This is a genomic window from Rosistilla ulvae (assembly GCF_007741475.1).
Lineage (GTDB): Bacteria > Planctomycetota > Planctomycetia > Pirellulales > Pirellulaceae > Rosistilla > Rosistilla ulvae.
In genome coordinates this window covers 272,101-293,509 of record NZ_CP036261.1, presented here as the reverse complement: position 1 = coordinate 293,509, position 21,409 = coordinate 272,101, and the positions used below count along the sequence as shown (strand labels likewise).

The following is a 21,409-nucleotide window of genomic DNA, read 5'->3' as shown; positions in this document are numbered from 1 at the left end:
TTGTCTTCGAATAGTTGGAGTGGTCTCGCTAGCGTCGCCCTCGGCCCCCTGGTCGCGGCGATCTTCTATAGCGTGCTGTACGTTTCCCCGGTCCCTTTCCTGCACCGCTACTTCATGGGACACCCGGTCGCTTACGCGGCCACGATCCTGTTTTTTGTCGCCCTGGTCGGATTGGTCGTGCGGCATCTGGATACGCGTCGCCAGTTGGGAATCGTTGCCGGCCTGGCCGACAGTGAATTGAAGCCAGCGGAGCAGACGTCGTCGGACCTGGGAGAGCATGTCACCCATTGGCTCGACCATTTGGCACAGCTGCCGCGCAGCGAACGCGGTTGCCAGTTGGTCCATCGCCTGGAGGATCTGCTGGGGCGCCAGCAACGCCGCAAAACGACGCGTTTCTTAAACGACGATCTTCGAGACGTCTCGGATCGCGAAGCAGATCAATCGCACGATAGCTTGCAATTGGTGCGGATCATCGTCTGGGCGATCCCGATGTTGGGCTTTCTAGGAACCGTGGTCGGCATCACCCAGACGCTTGGTGGCCTCGATTTCAGCGACGGGCAGAACGCCGTCGACAACTTGAAAGCCGGCTTGTACGTCGCCTTTGATACGACGGCGTTGGGGCTGGTCCTTTCGGTGATCGCGATCTTCTTGCAGTTCCCTGTCGAGAAGAAGATGAACCAATTGATGGCGACTCTGGATCAACGGTCGATCGAAATCCTCTCGGGCGGTTTCCCCGAAGAATCGACTGCGGACCAACCGTTGCAAGCGATCGCCGAAATGAATCGGGCCGTCTTAGCGTCGGTCAACCAATTGGTCGAAACGCAAGCCGAACTGTGGAAGAAGACCGTCGATTCAGCTCACGACCACTGGACCAGCGTCGTCGGCAACGCGGGGGACCAAGTGCAATCGGCGCTCACCGAAGCGATCGAACTGACGCTGCAAAGCCACGCCGAACACGTCGACAAGACTCACCAAAACGCTTCGCAGCAAATCGAACAACGTTGGAAGCAATGGCAGACCGCGCTCAGCGACAACGCGCGGGTTCTGATGGTGCAACAACAGACACTCGCCCAACAGAACGAACTGCTGATCGGTACGGCCGACCGCGCCAAGGAATTGGCAGAGGTTCGCGAACTGCTGCAGACCAACACCGCGGGACTCTCCGCGATGCCGGAGATGAGCGACGCGATGCGTTCGCTGGCCCGCGCGATCGATTTGATCGTCGATCGCGTTCCATCGCAATCCAATCGGAGTAAAGCGGCATGAGCAGGCGCAGACGCCCTGGTCTAGCGCCGTCGCTGTTTCCGTTCCTTGCGGTGCTCGTCTGTACGCTAGGCACACTCATATTGTTGCTCGCTTTGGTCGCCAAAGATGCCAAGGATAGCGCCGAACAAGTGGCTCAACAGCAGCGTCAAGAGATGCTGCAAGAGGTCACCGAGGTGGCGCAACAAGAACGTTGGCGAGCCGACGAGCTGCAGAACGTGCGCGACCAACAGACCCAGGTGCTCGAAGAGCGGCGGTCGGAGTTGGCGCACGTCGAGGATCACCTGCGCCGTGTCAAGCGTCAGTTGGAAGCGTTGCAGTCGGAGATTCGCAGCGCTTTGATCGAAGATACCGATGAAGCGGAACTGAAGTCGAAGATCGAAGAGCTGACGGCCGAGATCGAAGACAAGAAGGAATCGTTGGAAGACCTGAAGGAACGCAACGCCGGGCGGCGGCCTCGCGTCGCGATCATGCCTCACCGCGGTCCCAACGGAACCCAGCGGCGGCCAATCTATCTGGAGTGTTCGGCGAATCAAATCGTCCTGCAGCCCGAAGGGGTTCGGATCACGATCGATGAATTGCGTGGCCCGACGGGTCCGGGCAATCCGTTGGACGCTGCGCTCCGCACGATCCGCAACTACTGGGAATCGCAAGGGACCAGTGGTAGCGAACCTCCGTATCCGCTGCTGATCGTCCGTCCCGATGGGATCATGGCCTACACCGCAGCTCGCGTTTCGATGACCGCCTGGGACGATCAGTTTGGTTACGAATTGGTCCCCGCCGATGTCGAGTTGGCGTTTCCCAAACCGGATAACGTGTTGGCCGAACGAACTGAAAAAGTGGTCGCCGAATCGGTCCGCCGCCGCGCGACAATGATCAGCGCCGTGCCGAGTCGGTATCGCCAGGGGCTCTCGGGATCCGATCCGATTGGCGAAGCGATCGACGATGCCACACAGCGTCAATCGACGGGATTTGCCAGCCGTCGCAGCGGAAATCATCCCGGCCAATCCCCCACGGGATCGGGCTACTCCGGCGGTAACGGCCCGGGAATGCAAGAACCGATGCAGCGTTGGAACCAGAATTTCGGGTCGTCGGTCGCCAACAGCTCCGACGGTTCGACCGGCCAATATTCGCCGGGGTCGATCGCGGGCCAACCCGGTTCGCCCCAACAGTCCACGCCCGGTTCGATGTCAGGGCAAACCGGCGCGTCGCAATCGACAGGTCAGCCGCCGGGAGGTTCGCCTGCCGACAGCAATTCCCTATCGCTGTCTCCTCCGGGAGGCGCAGGGAGCAACTTTGGCAGCCCTGGCGAGACGCAAGGGACCGCAGGTTCCAACGCGACTGGCAGCGATTACGGTTCAGCCGATGCAGGCGAAGGGACCGAAGCAGACGCGTCGGGACAGTCCTCCGCCGCCGCGGGTGGAATCGCTGCCGATGGCAGTGCCGCCGCGGGGCAAACGTCGGCACAGCAGATGGGATCGGGGACCGACGCCAGCACCGATGCCGATGCCGCGCAGAACGCCAGTGTTTCGGCAAGCGTCTCGGCGAGCGCTCCGCTGTCGCAGCAGCGTGGCAGCGGATGGGCGATGCGTGGCAGCAAAGGAGCTTCCGACGGACCGGCGGTCGTCCGCAACGTCAAGGTTCAATGTTATGGCAATCGATTGGTGATGATCGGCGATTCGTCCAACGACACCGACGTGATCCTTGTCGATCCTGCCGATCCATCGGCCGCGGTCGTGCGGTTGGCCGGACTCGTTCGCCAACGCGTCGACAACTGGGGCCTCGCGCTCGCCGGCGGTCGTTGGCAACCGGTTTTGCAAGTGGCGATCGCTCCTGGGGGTGAAGCCAATTTCAACCAGCTGAATACCTTGCTTCATGGCAGCGGGATCGGCGTCGATGGAAGGAGCGTTCGATGAGTCGACGTAAGCGTTCCGATCAACTCTCCGGTGGCAACGATTCCTTTTTGGACATCGTCGCCAACCTGGTTGGCATCCTGATCATCCTGGTAGTGATCTTGGGGGCGAAGTCGCATCAGTTGGCGCAAGAGATCCTGGTCGAACCGCCCACCGAAGCGGAACTGGCATTGATCGATCGCGAGCACCGCACCGCGTTGTCGGTCAGCCGCGATGTCGAGCGGTTGGAGAAATCGATCAGCGCCTACGACGGCGAACTGGAACATCGCCGCCAAGAACGCGAAGCCCTGATGCAATTGCTGGACGTGGCTCAGCAGCAATGGGAAGAATCGCTGGCGGAGATGGACGAGCAAAAGCAAAAGACGGCGGCGCTGCAACGCGATCGCGAGATCGCCGAAAACGAACTGGCTGAACTCAGCGCCCAAGCGTCTGCGCTGGAAGAGGTTCCCGAATCGATCGTCGCCGTCGAACATTTACCGACGCCGATGGCAAAGACCGTCTTCGGCGACGAGGTTCACTTCCGCTTGAAGGACGGTTTGCTGGCGATGGTCCCGGTCGACGCATTGTTAGACGAGATCAAAGAGGACTTCCAGCGACTGGCCAGCAGTGCGCGAAGCGGTGACAAGGAGTCGTCGGTCGGTCCGATCCGCGATTTCGTCGCGCATTACAGCATGCAAATGTCGCGAGAATCGGTCACTCGCGGTGGCCAGATCGGAATGGCATCTCGCGTCCAGGTGGCGGAACTGATCATCGAACCGCTGCGCGAACCGATCGGTGAACCGATCGCTCAAGCGCTGCAGCCACAATCGCAATTGGCCTATGAACTGGCTGGCCGCGATCCCGCCAGCACGACCGTCACGGTCTGGGTTTATCCGGAGAGCTTTGCCCAATTCCGGCAGGTCAAAGAGTATCTCTACCGAATGGGTTTCGCCACCGCCGGTCGCCCCCTGCCCCACGGCCATCCGATCGCCGGCAGCCCATCGGGCTCGCGCAGCCAGTCGCAGTAGCGGCGTCGGCCGCGTCTGCCTGGCCAACAACAAGACATCGCCCCGACGCGACCGCAACCAAACGAACTCTTCCAGAAAGCCCAGCGAGCTTCGTTCACCCGAAGCCCGCTATTCGATCGGCGACTTCCAGAGCTTCTTGCCCATGCTGGGGTTGTAGTTCGTCCAGTTCTTATCGCCGCTGATGTCGCTGTCGATGATGCTGGTCGCGGCAGCTAGCTTGGCGTCCAGGTTGTCCAAGTGATGTAGCGCGATCGCTTCGCGGGTCAGCGGCACCTTCGGGCTGCCATATTCCAGCAAGCCGTGGTGGCTGAGGATCAGATGCTCCAGATGCCACTTCAGCTGCACCGGGAACGGCGACTTCGTTTCGGCTTCGACCACCGCGATCCGATCGGCCAGGTACTGGACGCCGATCACGATGTGGCCGACTAATTGGCCGCGGTCGGTGTAAGTGAGTTCGCCGCCGGAGGAAAGCTCTTCGGTCTTGCCGATGTCGTGCAGAAAGGCACCGGTGGTCAGCAGATCGATATCCAATTGCGGATAACGCGGCCCGATCAACTGAGCTAATTCGATCAGGTCGACGGTGTGCCGCAGCAAGCCGCCGGGGAAGGCGTGGTGATTGGTGACCGCCGCCGGGGACTGCTTGAACCGCGTCATAAACTCTTCGTCGGCTAAACAAGCATCCAACAACTGACGCAGGTGAATGTTGCGGACACTACCCAACAGTTCCTTCAGCCGTGCGAAAGCCTGCTCGCTGGCCGAGGCATCGAACATATCGAAGTCGGCCGGATCGACCTGCGACGGATCGACGGGACTGATCCCGGTCACGATCATCTGCATGTTGCCGTTATAGATCTGCGTGCGGCCTTTGACATGCAGATATTCGCTGTCTTGGCAGCGCTCGAAATCGCGATCCTCCGCGTTCCAGAACATCCCGGTCAGAGTCCCCGTCCGATCGGCCAGCTTCAGCAAAATGTACTTGTTCCCCTGCCGATTGGCTCGCAACTGCTTGTCCGCAGCGCGATAAACGTCGTCGACTTGGGTTTGTTCCGAAAGCTGGTTGATAAAAAGCCGCTCAGACACCGATCGCTCCTTGGATATTCTTGTAACGTTTCCCGCCGCCCAACGTAGAACGCCCCACCGCCGCTGCCAAGTGCTGGCCCGATCAGAATCAGCCGCAGACCGCTGATTTCGGGGACAGAAGGGGCCGGAATCGGCCTCTCCCAAGCCTAGCCTTTGCCCAATTCTGCGCTTGTGTTTGGGCAAATCAGCCGCCACGCGATCGCTCGCCGTTCCCTCGGACAAACCGGACGCCAGCACCAGCCGGCGGATACCTCAAATTGAAACGCCGATTAGGCCGGGGCCTAGTCCCCCAACCCTCAGAATGTTCCTACAATGTTCGCTTTGACCAATACCCTCTTTATCCGAAGCCGAACCTGCCGTGAATAAAGCACCGAAAACCGCGATCACGCCCACCCGCGTCGACGATTATCCCGAATGGTTTCAACAAGTCATCAAAGCCGCGGATTTGGCAGAGGTGTCGCCGGTTCGTGGATGCATGGTGATCAAGCCGTGGGGATACGCGCTGTGGGAAAACATGCAGCGTGTTTTGGATGACATGTTTAAAGCGACAGGTCACCAAAACGCCTATTTCCCGCTGTTCATTCCGATGAGCTTTCTGGAGAAAGAAGCGGAGCATGTCGAAGGTTTCGCCAAGGAGTGCGCTGTCGTTACGCACCACCGCTTGGAACCCGACGGCAAGGGCGGCCTACAGCCAGCCGGCCCATTGGAAGAGCCGCTGATCGTTCGCCCAACCAGCGAAACGATCATCGGGTCGATGTATGCGAAGTGGGTGCAGAGCTATCGCGATCTGCCGATCTTGATCAACCAATGGGCAAACGTCGTTCGCTGGGAACTGCGGACGCGGCTGTTCCTGCGCACGGCCGAATTCCTGTGGCAGGAAGGGCACACCGTTCACGCGACCTCCGAAGAAGCGTTGGAAGAGACGCGGAAGATGATCGACGTCTACGCCGACTTCGCGGAGAACTGGATGGCGATGCCGGTGATTCAAGGCGAAAAGACCCCCGCCGAACGCTTCCCCGGCGCGGTTTCGACGCTTTCGATCGAATCGATGATGCAAGATCGCAAAGCGTTGCAGGCCGGAACCAGCCACTTCCTGGGACAGAATTTCTCGAAGGCTCAAGAGATCCAGTTCCAAGACCAAGACGGCAACATGCAGTTCGCCTGGACGACCAGCTGGGGCGTTTCGACGCGACTTGTCGGTGCGTTGATCATGACCCACAGCGACGACGACGGCTTGATCCTGCCGCCGAAGCTGGCCCCATCGCACATCGTGATCCTGCCGATCTATCGTGACGACGAACAGCGTGCTGCCGTGCTGGAATACGTCGGCAAGCTGCGTGAAGAACTGTCGGCGCAATACTACAGCGGCCGACGGATCAGCATCGAAGTCGACGACCGCGAAATCCGCGGCGGTGAAAAGAAGTGGCATCACGTCAAGCGTGGCGTGCCGTTGCGATTGGAGGTCGGCCCCAAAGACATCGACAAAAACGCTGTCTTTGTCGGCCGCCGCGACACCGGCGAAACCAAGTCGATGGACCGCGACCAATTGGTCGCCGATGTCGTCGGGATGCTCGATTCGATCCAGACGAACCTGTTCGACCGGGCGCTCAAAATGCGAGAAGAGAACACCCGCGATATCGACAACGTCGACGATTTCCGGGCCTACTTCACCGCCAAGAACCCCGACCGCCCGGAGATCCACGGCGGCTTTGCCAGCTGCTACTTCAGCAATGAAGACGACCTGGAACCACTGCTGAAAGAACTGAAGGTGACGATCCGCTGCGTTCCGCTGAAGGACAACGACACGCCCGGCACCTGCTTCCTGACCGGTAAGCCAGCCGAAAAGAAAGCGATCTTCGCCAAGGCCTATTAAGCAGCAAGAGAAGAGCTATCGAGTTTAACCGCGAGGGCATCGCCCCGCGCTTTTCAGGACCACGCGGCCCGATGGGCTCGCGGTTAAACGAAAAAACACAATGCGATCTGCTAGCGCGTGGCGGCTGATGTCACCCGCCGATACGAGGAACCACGTGCGTCGCGAGACGGGGCGGCTTAGCCCTTAGCTTTTGCCTTGGCCCAGCTGTCGCGGAGGCCTACGATCTGATTGAAGACTGGCTTTTCAGCTGTCGAATCCTTGTCGACGCAGAAGTAACCCTTGCGTTCGAATTGCACGCGATCCTCCGGCTTCAGCTCGACCAGGCTCGGTTCAACAACCGCGGTGATCGTCTTCAACGAGTCTTCGTTTAGGTGATCCAAGAACGATCCGCCAGCATCGTTCTTCTCGGGGTTCTCGACTTTAAACAAGCGGTCGTACTGACGCACTTCGATCTCTTTGGCGTGCGGAGCACTGACCCAATGGATCGTTCCCTTGACCTTCCGGCCCGACGTGTCGGCACCACTTTTTGTTTCGGGATCGTACGTGCAGAGGACTTCGATCACGTTGCCGGCGTCATCTTTGACGACATCGTGACAATCGAGGATATAGCCGTAGCGCAGTCGCACGGCGCCACCCTTCTTCAAACGGAAGAACTTCTTCGGCGCCTCCTCTTGGAAATCGTCCTGTTCGATGTAAAGCGAACCGCTGAACGGCAACTGCCGCGTGCCGGCGGTGGCGTCTTCGGGATTGTTGATCGCGTCGACCATCTCGACCTTCCCCTCGGGCCAGTTAGTGATCGTCAGCTTCAACGGATCGAGGACTGCGTTGCGGCGCGGAGCAACTTTGTTCAAGTGCTTGCGGAGCGCATTTTCCAGTCGCCCGGTGTCGATCATCGAGATGAACTTGGCGACGCCGATGTCATCACAGAAATCGCGAATCGATTCGGGGGTGAAGCCGCGGCGGCGGAGGCCACAGATCGTTGGCATCCGCGGATCATCCCATCCGCTGACATGCCCCTCGTTGACCAACTGCAACAGCTTTCGCTTGCTCATCACCGTGTAGGTCATGTTCAGCCGGGCGAATTCGATCTGCCGCGGATGATGAATCTCCAGCGACTTGCAGAACCAATCGTACAGTGGGCGATGGTTTTCGAATTCCAAGGTGCAGATCGAAAACGAGATCCCCTCGATCGAATCGCTCTGTCCGTGAGCCCAGTCGTACATCGGATAGATGCACCACGTGTCGCCGGTGCGATGATGGTGAGCCCGCGAGATGCGGTACATGACCGGATCGCGAAGATTCAAGTTCGGCGATGCCATGTCGATCTTCGCCCGCAGCGTCTTGCTGCCGTCGGGGAACTTTCCGGCTCGCATGCCGCGGAACAATTCGAGGTTCTCCTCGGGCGTGCGGTCGCGGCCCGGGCTCGGTTTTCCCGCTTCGGTGATCGTGCCGCGGTATTCGCGCGTCTGCTCGGGAGTCAGATCGCAGACATAAGCCTTCGAATCGGCGATCAACTTCTCCGCCCAATCGTACAGTTGTTCGAAGTAATCGCTGGCGTAGTGCAGCGAATCCCACTGGAACCCCAGCCAACGGACGTCGTCCATGATAGCGTCGACGTATTCGGTCTCCTCTTTCGACGGATTGGTATCGTCGAAACGGAGGTTGCACTTGCCGTTCATTCGCTGGGCCAAACCGAAGTTCAGACAGATCGCCTTGGCGTGGCCGATGTGCAGATAGCCGTTCGGTTCGGGGGGAAACCGAGTCTGCACAGTCGTGAAGCGACCGGCGGCAAGATCTTCTTGGATCGCGGTTTCGACGAAGTTCAGCGGACGGGCTTCAGGTTCGTTAGCCGAATCGTTCACGAGGGGACACTCCAGGCGGGGTCGAGCAGACGTAAAATCAGTACAGATCGGTAGATTATGACGACTGGGGCAGGCGTTCCGAAGGGGACTACCGCAGCTCGCCGGTCGCCCCGCCCTGCGACTCTTGCTTGGTTTCGATCTCTTCGAGAACCAGCTTCAAGGCAGCCCGAGCGCGACTCAACCGACTGCGGACCGTGCCGATCGAGATCTCCAGAATCTGAGCGATATCTTCGTACGCACAGTCCTGCATTTCACGCAATACCAAGATCACGCGATGGTCTTCGGTCAACTGATCCAACGCCGTGCGAACCGTCTGCACGCGGTCGTCGCGGATCATCGCGGCGTCCGGCGCGTCGACCTTATCGACCGGTTCGATCCCGCCCGATTCGCGAGCGTGTTCCAACGAAACCGTGCTCCGCTTGCGACGCCGGTGGCTCAAAGCGCTGTTGAACGCGATCCGGTACAGCCAGGTAAAGAACTGGCTCTGCCGTTGGAACGTGTGCAGTTTGACAAACGCCCGCACAAAGGCGTCTTGGACGACATCCTCCGCGTCGTCGGACGACCCGGTCACCTGCAGCATCGACGCGAACAAGCGATCCTGGTAGCGGCGTACCAATTGCCCAAAAGCCGCTCGATCACCCGCGAGCGCCTGGTCGATGAGTTTTGAATCGTCGTTCACGCGCAGAGGAGAGGTGGCCGGTACGGAAGGGGGGAGCGGACGTTACCTGCTTTAGTTTAGTTCCGCCGCGCCGTTGGAACCACTATCGCTTAAATGACGCTGCAGATAAGAGGCCCGTTCGACGTTCCGGTCGGCCGAACCAAGCGTGCGGCCGCGGAGTTTCTGCAGGTGCGCCGGCTGGGTGTGGATAAACAACTTATTAATCGTCGTGATCGGCAGGTCGTCGATCAGCCCCAGATTGATCCCCATCCGGACCTTCGACAGATAGTGCATCGTCTCTTCACTGCTGATCTTCTTGGCCGTGGTCAAAATCCCGCGGGCCCGACTGACATCGTCGTGCAGATCCTGCTCGCTCTCTTCGACCAAAAATCGCCGCGCCCGTCGTTCGTAATCGATCAACACCGGGATCACTTCGCTCACCTGTTGGACCAATTCTTCTTCGCTGCGCCCCAACGTGATTTGATTGCTGACCTGGTAGAAATCGCCCATATATTGCGATCCCTCGCCGTACAGACCGCGAACCGTCACGCTGATCTTTTGCAGGCTGCGGAAAACCTTGTCGATCTGACGGGTGATCACAAGCGCTGGCAGATGCAGCATCACGCTCACCCGCAGGCCGGTCCCAGCGTTGGTCGGACAGGCTGTCAGATAGCCAAACTTGGAGTGAAACGCATACGTGATCTCGCCTTCGATCAGATCGTCCAAGGCGTTGACCGTCTGCCACGCCTCTTGCAAACTGAGGCCGCTGTGCATGACCTGCATCCGCAGATGATCCTCTTCGTTGATCATCACGCTGAACTGTTCTCCGGGATCGATCGCAACGGCTCGCGCCCCTTCGGAATCGGCCAGCTCGCGGCTGATCAATTGGCGTTCGACGAGGAATTGGCGGTCGACCTCCGAAAGATCGTCGACCATCAGATAGCGGACATCTTTCCACTGGGCCAATTTTTCCATCTTGCCCCGCACGGTCCGTTCGATCGCTTGGCGGTCTTCGGGGCTACATTTTTTGATGAACGGAAAACCGGCCAGATTGCGAGCCAGCCGAATCCGGCTGCTGATCACAATATCCGATTCCGGCCCGGTACCGCGCAGCCATTCGCCGCATTGTCCCGCCAATTCATCCAACTTCGGATCCATGTCCACGTGCGTACCTTCAGTGATTGATTAGAGATCGCTCGATGTATCCGATTGACCCGATTCCAAAGTGCGAATGCGATCGCGAATCTCCGAGGCTCGCTCGTAGTTTTCCTTCTCGATCGCTTCCTCCATCTCGCGGCGCAGCTGAATCAATTCGGCTTGCCGATCGGCCGATGGAGCCAAGCGGGTGGGGCGTTTCCCCTTATGTTCGCGCGACGCATGGATGTTGATCAACAGCGGTTCGAGATCCTTCTGGAAGACCGTGTAGTCATACGGACACCCCAGCCGTCCGGCGTTGCGGAATTCATAGAACGTGATCCCACAGACCGGGCATTCCTGTTGGTCCAATTCCGCCAACTCCTCAGCGGTCTGCCCCAGTTTCAGCTGCTTTTCCAGATGATCGGCAACCAGGCTGGTAGGAGTCGACTGCTCCTTAGACAGATAATGCCGCGCGTGTTCTTCGCAAAGATGCATCACCTGGGGCCCACCTGGCTCGGTCAATTCGGTAATGTGAAAGGTCGCTGGCTTTTCGCAGTGTTGACACTTCATTGTTCACACGCCTTTCTCAAAACACCATCCTTATTAAGATATCACCTGCAATAACAGGCTTGCCGATTCTAACTGTCCCCCTTGAACCGTCAACCAACGCAACCGGCTGGTAGCGACCGGCGGCATTTCGCCCTCGCCGTTGTCTATTGTACGGGGCCGGGACGAATTACACGATCAGTCTTCAATCGAATCTCTCGAACCCGCCAGGCGGTCTGACGCTCTATGACAGCAAATTCCGCCAATCCTCGGTAAACGCAATGCATACGCCCAACGAAGATCAATTCACCCATCTGGCCAGCACCCACGATCTGGTCCCGGTCTCCCGCCGTCTGCTCAGCGACAGCTTAACGCCGGTGAGCGCCTTTCGGCTGTTGGACAACGGCCGCAGTGCGTGTCTGTTCGAAAGCGTGATTGGCGGCGAGAAAGTCGGCCGCTTCAGTTTCCTCGCCGTCGATCCGATCATGCGGTTCTGCGCCCACGGCCAATCGGTCTCGATCACGCGAGGCGACGCTTGCGAAACAAAAACCTGCGACGATCCGCTGGATGAATTCCGCGGACACTTGGCTGGCGTGACCTTTGCCGACACCGGCGATCTGCCTCCCTTTGTCGGCGGAGCGATCGGATACGCCGGCTACGATGTCGTCCGTTACGTCGAAAACCTTCCCAACGCTCCCGAAGACGATCGCCAGCTGCCCGACCTCGATTTCGGTTTCTACCACACCTTGGTCGTTTTCGACAACGTCACCAAGACGATGACGATCGTCGCCGTCGCCCGTCCCGCCGATTTTGATTCCCCCGCGGAAGCCTATCGCGACGCCAAGCAACGGATCGATGAAACCGTCGCCCAACTGTCGCGGCCGGTGCCGCACCTGGAAACCGCCGACGTCGAACAGAGTCACGACGAGCAGCTCGATATCTCATCGAACTTCACTCGCGAAGGTTTTGCCGACGCGGTCGAGAAGTGCCGCGAATACATCCGCGCCGGCGATATCTTTCAAGTCGTCCCCAGCCAGCGGTTTGCTGTCGACACGTCGGTCGATCCGTTTGAGATCTACCGCTCGCTGCGAGTCGTCAATCCAAGCCCGTTCATGTTCTACATGCGGACTCCCGAATGCACCCTGATCGGTTGCTCTCCCGAGATCATGACGCGCGTCGTCGACGGCGTCGTGACGGTCCGCCCATTGGCCGGCACCCGCCGCCGCGGCGCCACCGAACAAGAGGACCTGGCGCTAGAAGAAGAGCTGCTGTCGGATCCGAAGGAGCGCGCCGAACACGTGATGCTTGTCGACCTGGGGCGCAACGACATCGGCCGGATTGCAAAATTCGGAACCGTCGAATTGACGGAGGTGATGGTAGTCGAACGGTATAGCCACGTGATGCACATCAGCAGCGAGGTCCGCGGCGAATTGCGAGACGGGCTGGACGCGTTTGATGCGTTGAAAGCCTGCTTGCCCGCCGGAACCGTTTCGGGCGCCCCGAAGGTTCGCGCGATGGAGGTGATCGACGAACTGGAACCGCATCGCCGCGGCCCCTACGGCGGCGCCGTCGGTTATATCGATTATCGCGGCAACATGGATACCTGCATCGCACTGCGAACGATGGTCGTGCAAAACGACAAGGTCTACGTCCAAGCCGGCTGCGGCGTCGTCGCCGACAGCAATCCCGATGCGGAATACGAAGAAACGGTTAACAAAGCCAAAGGCATGGTCCGCGCGATCAGCCTGACTCTTTCTCGATTGAACGCAAACAAGCGGAACTCTTAGTCGACCGCGCCGCCAAGGCGGCCGCTTTTCCAAACTCTCGCTGCGGCAAACTCTTCTCGCTGCGGCAACCGGCTGTTCTCCAATACACATGGCTTCCCGCCGCCCCCTCCAGCGGACAGCAAAGCCCGTCATCGGGAGCGTATTAGGCGCAGACCTTCTTTTTTGACGCGCCCGTTTACGACGGCGCAACTAAACGTGTCCTATCTTTGCCAGGACCTTGATTCACACTGCGACGCTCCGACGGACCGGTTCGTTCGATTGTGATGATTGTCGGTTGGCACCTGCCCTGGCTGCTGCCGTCGATCGCAGGCCCGCCCCCCCTTCGTCGTAACCGTAGAGTAAATAGGCCGCTTTGAGCGAAGCACTGATTCACTGCTTTCCGAACCGCATTTGCAAACCGCCGTCAGGCAGTCTGTTGTGCGTCGGTTGCAATGGCGCAAGCTGGACCCAGAGTCGACCATAATTTTTCGCCGTTAAGACAATAAATGACGTAATGAATAGACAAACCACAGGCATCATGTGCCTAGCTGCCGCGTTCCTAGCGAACGCAGCAGCCGTAGTTGCGTCGGACGGGGCTGCTGCAAAACACAACCGATCGCATCTCGATCTCCCCACGGCAGCGATGCCGATGGCGGGAGAATTGCGCGCCGCCGGGCTGTTTCCCGATTCTTTGATCGGCTTGAGCGGATGCCATTTCGTCGCCCATTCGACTGCCAACATCGGTTCGTCAAACATTGTCGGACGCTCTCGAGTTTCCGACTTCTCGGTTTTCTTAGCCTATCTCGCGATTCCAGCCACCCTCGGTTTCTACCTGCTGTGCCGCAAAGACTGTCCGGTCTCCAGCGCGCTGTGGATCTTTGCCGGCTTCATGCTGGTGAGTGGTCTCAGCCACCTGGCGCAGACCGGCCGTGGATGGTGGCCCGCCGATCGACTCTCCCAACCATTGGAGACGCTGACCACACTGGCCTCCTGCTGCACGCTGATCGCCTTGGCTTGCCTGATGCCGAAACTGCGTCCTCTATTGTCCCAAGCCGAACAGGTCCGGCAGCTGCAGCGTCGGATGACGAAGCTGGACTTCGCCATCGAAGCGGGCAACTTGGGAGTCTGGGAATGGAACATCACCGAAGACCAACTGGACTGGGACGCCAAGACGCGTCAATTTTTCGACACCGATCCCGAAGCAACCACCTTCAAATACCAAACCTTCCTCGATTGCTTGCACCCCAGTGAACACGAACAAGTGGGCGTTCAGGTTGCCAAATGCATCGCATCGGGAACTCACTACGACACCACGCACTGCGTCGTGCATCGCGACGGTTCGATCCACTATGTGCATGTTTTAGGGAAACATATCGCTGACAAGGGAGAGCCAGAAAAGTTCATCGGTGTCTGCATCGATTGCACCGAAGCTCAACGCCAGCGCGACACGCTTCAGGCGAGCGAAAGCAACTTCCGAATGACGTTCGAAAAGATCGCCTTGGGGATCGCCCACGTAGCACTCGACGGGCGGTGGATTCGCGTCAACGAAGGGATATGCAAAATCCTCGGCTACAGCAGCCAAGAACTGCTGGCCAGCTACTTCCAAGACGCGACTCATCCCGACGACCTCGGCAAATGCTTGAACTTAGTGGAGCAAGCGATCGCGGGGCAGCGTGATTCGTTTTCGACCGAAAAACGCTACATCCGCAAAGACGGCTCACCGGTCTGGGTAAACGCAACGGTATCGCTGGTCCGCGACAGCAGCGGCGCTCCGTCGCACTTGATCGGCGTGGTGGAGGATATCCAACGCCGCAAGGACGCTGAAAAAGCGTTGTGCGAATCATCCGAAAGGACCCGCGCGATCTTAAATTCCGCTTTCGACGGGATCTTGACGATCGACCGATGCGGCACGATCGGGATGGTGAATTCGGCTGTCGAACGGATCTTCGGGTTCACCGACAAGGAATTGATCGGCACCAACGTGAGCAAGCTGATGACCTGGCCGTTGCCTCCTGAACACAACAAGACGCGCGAGATCGTCGGCACGCGTCGCGACGGCAGCACGTTCCCGCTGGAGTTTAATACGACCGAGGTGGGGCTGAGCGGGTCGCATCTGCTGACCGTCTCGGTCCGCGATATCACCGAGCGAAAGCAGGCCGAAGAAGCACTGCAGACCGCCAAGAAAGCCGCCGAAGATGCAAGCGTTGCCAAGAGCGAATTCCTGGCCAGCATGAGCCACGAACTGCGGACTCCGCTCAACGGCGTGATCGGAATGACCGAATTGTTGGCCGATTCCTCGCTGGACGACCGGCAACGACGTTTCGTGACCGCATGTCAAAGCAGCGGCAACGCGTTGCTGACACTGATCAGCGACATTCTGGACCTGACCAAAGTCGAAGCGGGCCGGTTGGAACTGGATGAACATCCGTTCGACCTCTTGCAATTGCTCGACGATGTGATGGCCTGCACCCCATTGCGATCGGAAGACAAGAATGTCGAGTTGCTGTACATGCTCGACAGCCCGACCACGCTGAACCTGATCGGCGATAGCCATCGGCTGCGGCAAGTGTTGATCAATCTGTTGGGCAACGCGATGAAGTTCACCGACGAGGGACAGATCACGCTGCGAGCTGAACCGCAAAAACTGACCGACGATCGAGCCACGATCCGGTTCTCCATCGAAGACACTGGAATCGGCATCCCGCAAGACCGATTGGACAGGTTGTTCAAATCGTTTTCCCAGGTCGACAGTTCGATCAGTCGCAAATACGGTGGATCGGGACTGGGGCTTTCGATCAGCAAAGCGATCGTCGACGCATTGGGCGGCCAGATCGGCGTCGAGAGCACCGAGGGGGTTGGATCGAAGTTTTGGTTCACCGTCACGTTTCGACACAGCGAAGAAGCTCCCGATTCGACGCAAGATTGGTCGCTCGGACGACTGTCGAATCTCCGCGTCCTACTGATCGAACCCCAACCGGCAGCACGGAAAATGCTGGCCCAGTTTTTCCGTAACTGGGAGATCCACGTCGACCCTGTGGCGACAACTGAACTCGCAAAACGACGCCTGGAACGCGGCTCCGGAACCGGCCAACCCTACGACCTGGTCCTCGCCGACGATGCGATCTTCAGCGATTGCGATGGCCGGTTGATCGAACACCTCCAGGAACATCGCCGACAGAACAACGCCCCGGTTCCACTGTTCGTGAACGGATCGCCCGATCGCGACGCGAGGATCGATGCCGATCAATACGAACGCTGCCTAGCGAAACCCGTTGGCCAATCCCACCTGCTCGATGCGTTGGTCGACCAATTCTGCCGCGGCCCCAACAAACGCGAGGTTGCCGTCGCGAACAATATTGTGCAGCAGGAACAACAGCGAGACGAGGCCAAAACCGCGACGCGAATCCTGCTGGCCGAAGACAATGCGACCAACCAGTTGTTCGCACGGGAGATCCTTTCGCGAGGCGGCTTTACATGTGACATCGTCGAAAACGGCGTTGAAGCATTGCAAGCAGTCGAATCGAAGCGTTACAGCGTGATCCTGATGGATTGCCAAATGCCAATCATGGACGGGTTTACCGCGACACATGAAATCCGCAAACGCGAAGCCGACGGACGGATCGGATATTCGCCGGCGATCGTCGCGTTGACCGCCAATGCGGTTCAAGGCGATCGCGAACGGTGCCTGCACGCAGGGATGGATGATTATGTCTCCAAACCTTTCAATCCGGCGCATCTGAACGCGGTCACGCAAAGCATGTTGGAACTGGCAGATAAGCGCTCACAACGCGCTGCGTTGGGAAACTGCGACGCCCCTCAATGCGACAGCCAACCGGCGGCACTTACCAACTGGCCGCTGGCGCCGCCGATCCCCCAGCCCACCTTGCCCGCAGCAACCGTTTGCGGCGAGAGTCCCAGCGAACTGGCATAACCCATAGCGGCAGAGAACCTGCGACGCTTGCCAATGCCAAGCGTTCTCGCCCCGACGTACGATCGTTTTTCATAGAAACGGCACGCTTCCCTTTCAAAACATTCGAGACGAACAATGCTCAAAACCACAGTCGACGGCCCACTGGCCGCAGATCGATCGGTTCTATGTTTGTCGCCCCAAACGCGTCGGACCTGGTTCTTGGTAACGATTGGCTGGTTGGTCGCGGTTGCCGGATGTTTCGCTTGGATAACCGACTATGGCCTGCGAACCAACCCTAGCAATCTCAGCCAAGATGTCGCCAATTGGCCTTCGCAGTCATCGCTTCCGCTGGCGGATCAGTCGCCAACGCTTGTGCTGTTTCTGCATCCGAAATGTTCATGCAGCGAGGCCACGGTCGGCGAATTACAGAAAATCTTGTCTGCGGTGGCAACCCAATCCAGCCCGCTGCCGAACACTTTGATCGTCGCCAGCATGCCGACCAACGAACCGTCTGACTGGCGCGACAGCCGGCTGAATCAACGGGCACAAACCCTGCCTAATTCGACACTGGTACCCGACCATCAAGGTATCGAGTGCGCACGGTTTGGCGTCAACACCAGCGGAACGGTGATGCTGTTCGATCCCGCCGGCAAACAACTTTTTTCGGGCGGCGTAACGACCGCGCGCGGCCAGGCTGGAGAAAGCCGGGCTGGAGGTTGGTTGCGGACTCTACTGACCCAACACGATGCCACACACCACCCCCACCCCGATCGCGACATGTGCGTGGTCCAACCGGCTTTCGGATGCAAGTTGTTATCCCCGCCCGCATCGCTGCGGTTGACAAGTTCGACATTGCCGACGAGGGAGTCTAACCGATGATCCACCCGACGCAATCGATTCGCGAGCAAAGGTTCCGACGCTCCCAACACGTCCATTTCCAGCGGCACGCGTTGGCGATCTATCGACGCACCGACCGCATGTTCGCCGGCCTGATGGTTCTGCAGTGGGCTGCAATAATCATCGCGGCCTGCTGGTTTTCGCCGCGCACCTGGGATGGGATGCAAAGTGCGCCGCATCCGCATGTATTGATGGCGATCTTCGGCGGAGGACTGCTGGCCAGCCTTCCCATCGCGATGGCGCTGTTGAAGCCCGGACGATTGAGCACCCGGTTTGTCGTCGCCGCTAGCCAGTTGTTGTTCTCGTGCCTGTTAATTCATGTCACCGGAGGCCGGATCGAGACACACTTCCATATCTTTGTTTCGCTTGCATTCCTGGCCGCCTACCGCGACTGGAAAGTGCTCGTGCTGGCGACGTTGGTAATGATCGCCGATCATGCCATTCGCGGCATCTGGTGGCCTGAATCGGTCTTCGGAGTCGCCAACACGTCGCCGTGGCGATGGACGGAACACGCCGCATGGGTGTTGTTCGAAGACCTCGTTTTGCTGATCACGATTCGACAAAGCGTTCGCGAAATGCATGCGTTGGCATTCCACACCGTACAGTTGGACGAAGCCCGACGGGCGGCCGAAGAGGCGAATTGTGTCAAAGGAGAGTTTTTGGCCAGCATGAGCCATGAACTGCGCACGCCCCTTAATGGCGTGATCGGAATGACAGAGTTGTTGGCCGATTCGCAGTTGAGCGATCGACAACGTCGGTTTGTCAACGCGTGCCGAAGCAGTGGAACTCTTTTATTGCGATTGATCAACGACATCCTCGACTTTTCCAAACTTGAATCGGGTCGGATGGAGTTAGACGAACAGCCTTTCGATCTACGACAATTGCTGGACGATGTGATGGCTGGCATGCCGCTGCGACTGCAGGAGAAAGACGTCCAGCTACGATGCCACTTGGACAGTTCGGCGCCGCGACATCTCGAGGGTGACAGCGACCGCCTTCAGCAGGTGCTTGTCAATCTAATGGGCAACGCGCTCAAGTTCACCGAGTGTGGTGAGGTCGCGTTGCGGGTGGAAGTTCAAGAAGCGTCGGCCGATCGGGTCGCGCTACTATTTTCGATCCAGGACACCGGGATCGGAATCCCCCGCAACCGATTGGATCGGTTGTTTCAATCGTTCTCTCAGGTCGATGGATCGATTCGCCGCAAATACGGCGGGTCAGGACTTGGATTGTCGATCAGCAAATCGATCGTCGATGCGTTGGGGGGACAGATCGGCGTGGAGAGCGAACCGGGCGTTGGATCGAGGTTTTGGTTTACGGCGGTCTTTCGCCGCGAACTTGCTGCTCGAGAAACCGACATCGGGGCATCGGCAACTCAACCGACCAATCAGCACGCCCTGCCGGATCGCACCGAATTGCAATTCGCGGACTGCCCGTTGGATGCAGACGTTCCCGACACCCTCCAGTGCGGGCACTCTAGTTCGACTTATTAGTAGCGATTCACAAACCCCAACGGGCACCAGGTCGCCGCAAACTTCATTGGATGCGAAGCAAACGAATACAGAATATCGACAGCTCAAAACCTGCCATCATGAACAAGACGCCATCTCCACCGCAGCACGATCCCAGCAGGGATCTGCGTCGCGCCTACCTCCGGTCATTGTGTGTGATCCTCGGCCTATCGATCACCGCGCAGTTTGTGATCCCATGGGCTTTGCAAATGCCGGCAGCCCCTGAACGAACGATCTTTGTATTGACGATGCTGGCGATTTTCATCGAAGTCGTGTTTGTATTTGAACCGGCCGTCCGTGGCGTTCAATCACAGATTCACGGCCTACAAAAAATGTTGTCCACCGCCCAAGAACTCTCCAACCCACCCGCCCCCAATCCACCCCAAACCACACAAGAGGTGTTCGCTGTGTACCGCGACGCAAACGAACCGACCCGCCACACAACACGAGAAACAACCGCCACAGACACTTCACACCCCGATGCAGCGACCGATTCGAACTCCGCCGCCATCAGCGTCCCTGAAGCCGATGGGTTGCAAACCCTTGCAATCCCGGGAACACCCCAAATCCTGCTGGTCGAAGACAACGAGATCAATCAAATGCTGGCCCACGAGGTATTGATCGGCAATGGCTGGCAATGCCAAATTGCTGCAAATGGCAGCGAGGCGCTGCAGGCGATCGAATCCCAAGCGTACGATCTGATTTTGATGGATTGCCAAATGCCGATCATGGACGGGTTTTCATTGACTCAAGAAATTCGCAACCGCCAACTGGATGGCCGCGTCCGCTCACCATGCCCGATTATCGCTGTCACCGCAAATGCCTTGAAAGAGGATCGGCAGAAGTGCATCGATGCCGGCATGGACGACTATTTGGCCAAACCATTTAATCCGAAACAGCTGACCGAAATCGTCCAACAATGGCTTCCGCAAACGCTGCATAATCGGACAACACCCACCGTGGATACTCCACAGCCCGAGACTCAGTTGCCATTTGCCCGTCAAGAGTTCATGGAACGGTGCATGGGAGACCTTGGATTCGCGGAATCGTTGTTGGAATCGTTTGAATCGGACAGCCGCGCCCGCGTCGACGAGATCGTTATGTACGCCAACCAACGCGATGCAACCGCCGCCGGAAACGCCGCGCACACACTCAAGGGAATGGCGGGAATCCTCGCCGCCCATCCGTTGCAATCGATCGCGGCGGAGATCGAACGCGCCGGACGGCAAGATGACCTCGAAGACATCGTCGACTTGATCGACGATCTCCAAAGCGAAGTCTCCCGCTGCCTCGCTTTTATCCCTTCGCTGACCCAACGCGAACTGGAACGCGCCTGATCGCCCCCGCCGACCGCCACGATGTTAAAATTGCCGCGGGACCGGCACGACGCTGAGGTGCTCAGACAACGCCTGACAACATGGACGGGTTCATACGAAAGACAAGACATGCCCGAACCAACACGTGCCCTGAGCGTGAGGCAACCGCATGCCGAAGCGATCATGCGGGGCATCAAGAAGGTCGAATATCGTTCCTCGACCACCAAGATCCGCGGCCGCATATTTATCTACGCAGGACTGGGGCGGTACGATGCCGCCGAAGAATCCGATTGGATGGCGGAATACGGTATCCGCGATGTGACTTGCGATGACCTTCCGCGAGGCGCCATCGTTGGAACGGTCGAATTGTTCGATTCGAAGGAGGGCCAATGGTATCTGTGCAGGCCCGAGCGAGCGGCAACATTGCGGAAGCCAGACAATCGCCCCAATCCCGTTTGGTTCAAGCCGTTCAACTGACCTAACCCTCCCCCCACCACACGACGCAGCAGCAAAGCCTCTCCAGAGGGGGGCAAGGCGTCTATGGCAGCCCCCCGCTGGTTGTTTACCTCAAGTCGCGACCGGCTGCCACCGATCTGATTGAATAAACACGATTGCAATCCGCGATGCGATCGCCACCCAATGGATTGGGCCGAACATCGCCTCTCGATTCGCA

15 protein-coding genes are annotated in these 21,409 nt (G+C 58.6%); 10 read left to right on the top strand and 5 right to left on the bottom strand.

Annotation, left to right across the window (positions count from 1 at the left end; translation table 11 throughout):
• From EC9_RS01075 to EC9_RS01065, 3 genes are all read left to right on the top strand, one after another.
• On the top strand, window positions 1-1,266 hold the full coding sequence (locus EC9_RS01075; protein WP_218934498.1) for a MotA/TolQ/ExbB proton channel family protein: 1,266 nt from the start codon (window positions 1-3) through the stop codon (window positions 1,264-1,266).
• Window positions 1,267-1,346: 80 nt separating this feature from the next.
• Window positions 1,347-3,179, top strand: a complete 1,833-nt coding sequence (locus EC9_RS01070) for a hypothetical protein (protein WP_145341625.1) — start codon at window positions 1,347-1,349, stop codon at window positions 3,177-3,179.
• Window positions 3,176-4,183 (top strand): hypothetical protein, encoded by a 1,008-nt coding sequence (locus tag EC9_RS01065; RefSeq protein WP_145341624.1) that lies wholly within the window; start codon window positions 3,176-3,178, stop codon window positions 4,181-4,183. Before EC9_RS01070 ends, EC9_RS01065 begins: the two co-directional genes overlap by 4 nt.
• A 108-nt stretch (window positions 4,184-4,291) precedes the next feature.
• Here EC9_RS01065 and EC9_RS01060 read toward each other — a convergent pair whose 3' ends face one another.
• Entirely contained in the window at window positions 4,292-5,263 is a 972-nt protein-coding gene (locus EC9_RS01060; RefSeq protein WP_231745839.1) for a 3'-5' exoribonuclease YhaM family protein, read from the bottom strand.
• Window positions 5,264-5,621: 358 nt separating this feature from the next.
• Here EC9_RS01060 and proS point away from each other — a divergent pair, with 358 nt between their 5' ends.
• A complete protein-coding gene (gene proS / locus EC9_RS01055) occupies window positions 5,622-7,136 on the top strand; it encodes a proline--tRNA ligase (protein ID WP_145341622.1) in 1,515 nt (504 codons plus the stop codon).
• Between the two features lie 176 nt (window positions 7,137-7,312).
• Here the strand turns inward: proS and EC9_RS01050 are convergent, their stop codons facing one another.
• The 4 genes from EC9_RS01050 to EC9_RS01035 all read right to left on the bottom strand — a co-directional run bounded on the left by EC9_RS01050 (window position 7,313) and on the right by EC9_RS01035 (window position 11,363).
• Window positions 7,313-8,998: a glutamine--tRNA ligase/YqeY domain fusion protein gene (locus EC9_RS01050; protein WP_246105902.1), complete on the bottom strand. Its 1,686-nt coding sequence runs from the start codon at window positions 8,996-8,998 to the stop codon at window positions 7,313-7,315.
• Window positions 8,999-9,086: 88 nt separating this feature from the next.
• The gene (locus EC9_RS01045) at window positions 9,087-9,677 is read right to left on the bottom strand and encodes an RNA polymerase sigma factor (protein WP_145286216.1); all 591 of its coding nucleotides are present in this window, start codon (window positions 9,675-9,677) and stop codon (window positions 9,087-9,089) included.
• A gap of 51 nt (window positions 9,678-9,728) precedes the next feature.
• Complete coding sequence (locus tag EC9_RS01040; protein ID WP_145341617.1) at window positions 9,729-10,814, bottom strand: protein arginine kinase; 1,086 nt, start codon at window positions 10,812-10,814, stop codon at window positions 9,729-9,731.
• 27 nt (window positions 10,815-10,841) lie between these two features.
• On the bottom strand, window positions 10,842-11,363 hold the full coding sequence (locus tag EC9_RS01035) for a UvrB/UvrC motif-containing protein (RefSeq protein WP_145341615.1): 522 nt from the start codon (window positions 11,361-11,363) through the stop codon (window positions 10,842-10,844).
• Between the two features lie 257 nt (window positions 11,364-11,620).
• Between EC9_RS01035 and trpE the strand changes: the two genes are divergently transcribed.
• The 6 genes from trpE to EC9_RS01005 all read left to right on the top strand — a co-directional run bounded on the left by trpE (window position 11,621) and on the right by EC9_RS01005 (window position 21,213).
• Window positions 11,621-13,126, top strand: coding sequence for an anthranilate synthase component I (gene trpE / locus EC9_RS01030; RefSeq protein WP_145341613.1), 1,506 nt, complete (start codon window positions 11,621-11,623; stop codon window positions 13,124-13,126).
• A gap of 493 nt (window positions 13,127-13,619) precedes the next feature.
• Window positions 13,620-17,036 (top strand): PAS domain-containing hybrid sensor histidine kinase/response regulator, encoded by a 3,417-nt coding sequence (locus EC9_RS01025; RefSeq protein ID WP_145341611.1) that lies wholly within the window; start codon window positions 13,620-13,622, stop codon window positions 17,034-17,036.
• A gap of 114 nt (window positions 17,037-17,150) precedes the next feature.
• On the top strand, window positions 17,151-17,894 hold the full coding sequence (locus tag EC9_RS01020; RefSeq protein WP_145341609.1) for a hypothetical protein: 744 nt from the start codon (window positions 17,151-17,153) through the stop codon (window positions 17,892-17,894).
• A complete protein-coding gene (locus EC9_RS01015) occupies window positions 17,891-19,402 on the top strand; it encodes an ATP-binding protein (RefSeq protein WP_145341607.1) in 1,512 nt (503 codons plus the stop codon). The genes EC9_RS01020 and EC9_RS01015 overlap by 4 nt, the downstream gene beginning before the upstream one ends.
• A 98-nt stretch (window positions 19,403-19,500) precedes the next feature.
• Window positions 19,501-20,757 carry a response regulator gene (locus EC9_RS01010; protein ID WP_218934497.1) on the top strand — a complete coding sequence of 419 codons (1,257 nt, stop codon included), beginning with the start codon at window positions 19,501-19,503 and terminating at the stop codon, window positions 20,755-20,757.
• A 108-nt stretch (window positions 20,758-20,865) separates the two neighbouring features.
• Window positions 20,866-21,213, top strand: a complete 348-nt coding sequence (locus EC9_RS01005) for an ASCH domain-containing protein (RefSeq protein ID WP_218934496.1) — start codon at window positions 20,866-20,868, stop codon at window positions 21,211-21,213.
• The last annotated feature ends 196 nt before the right edge of the window (window positions 21,214-21,409 follow it).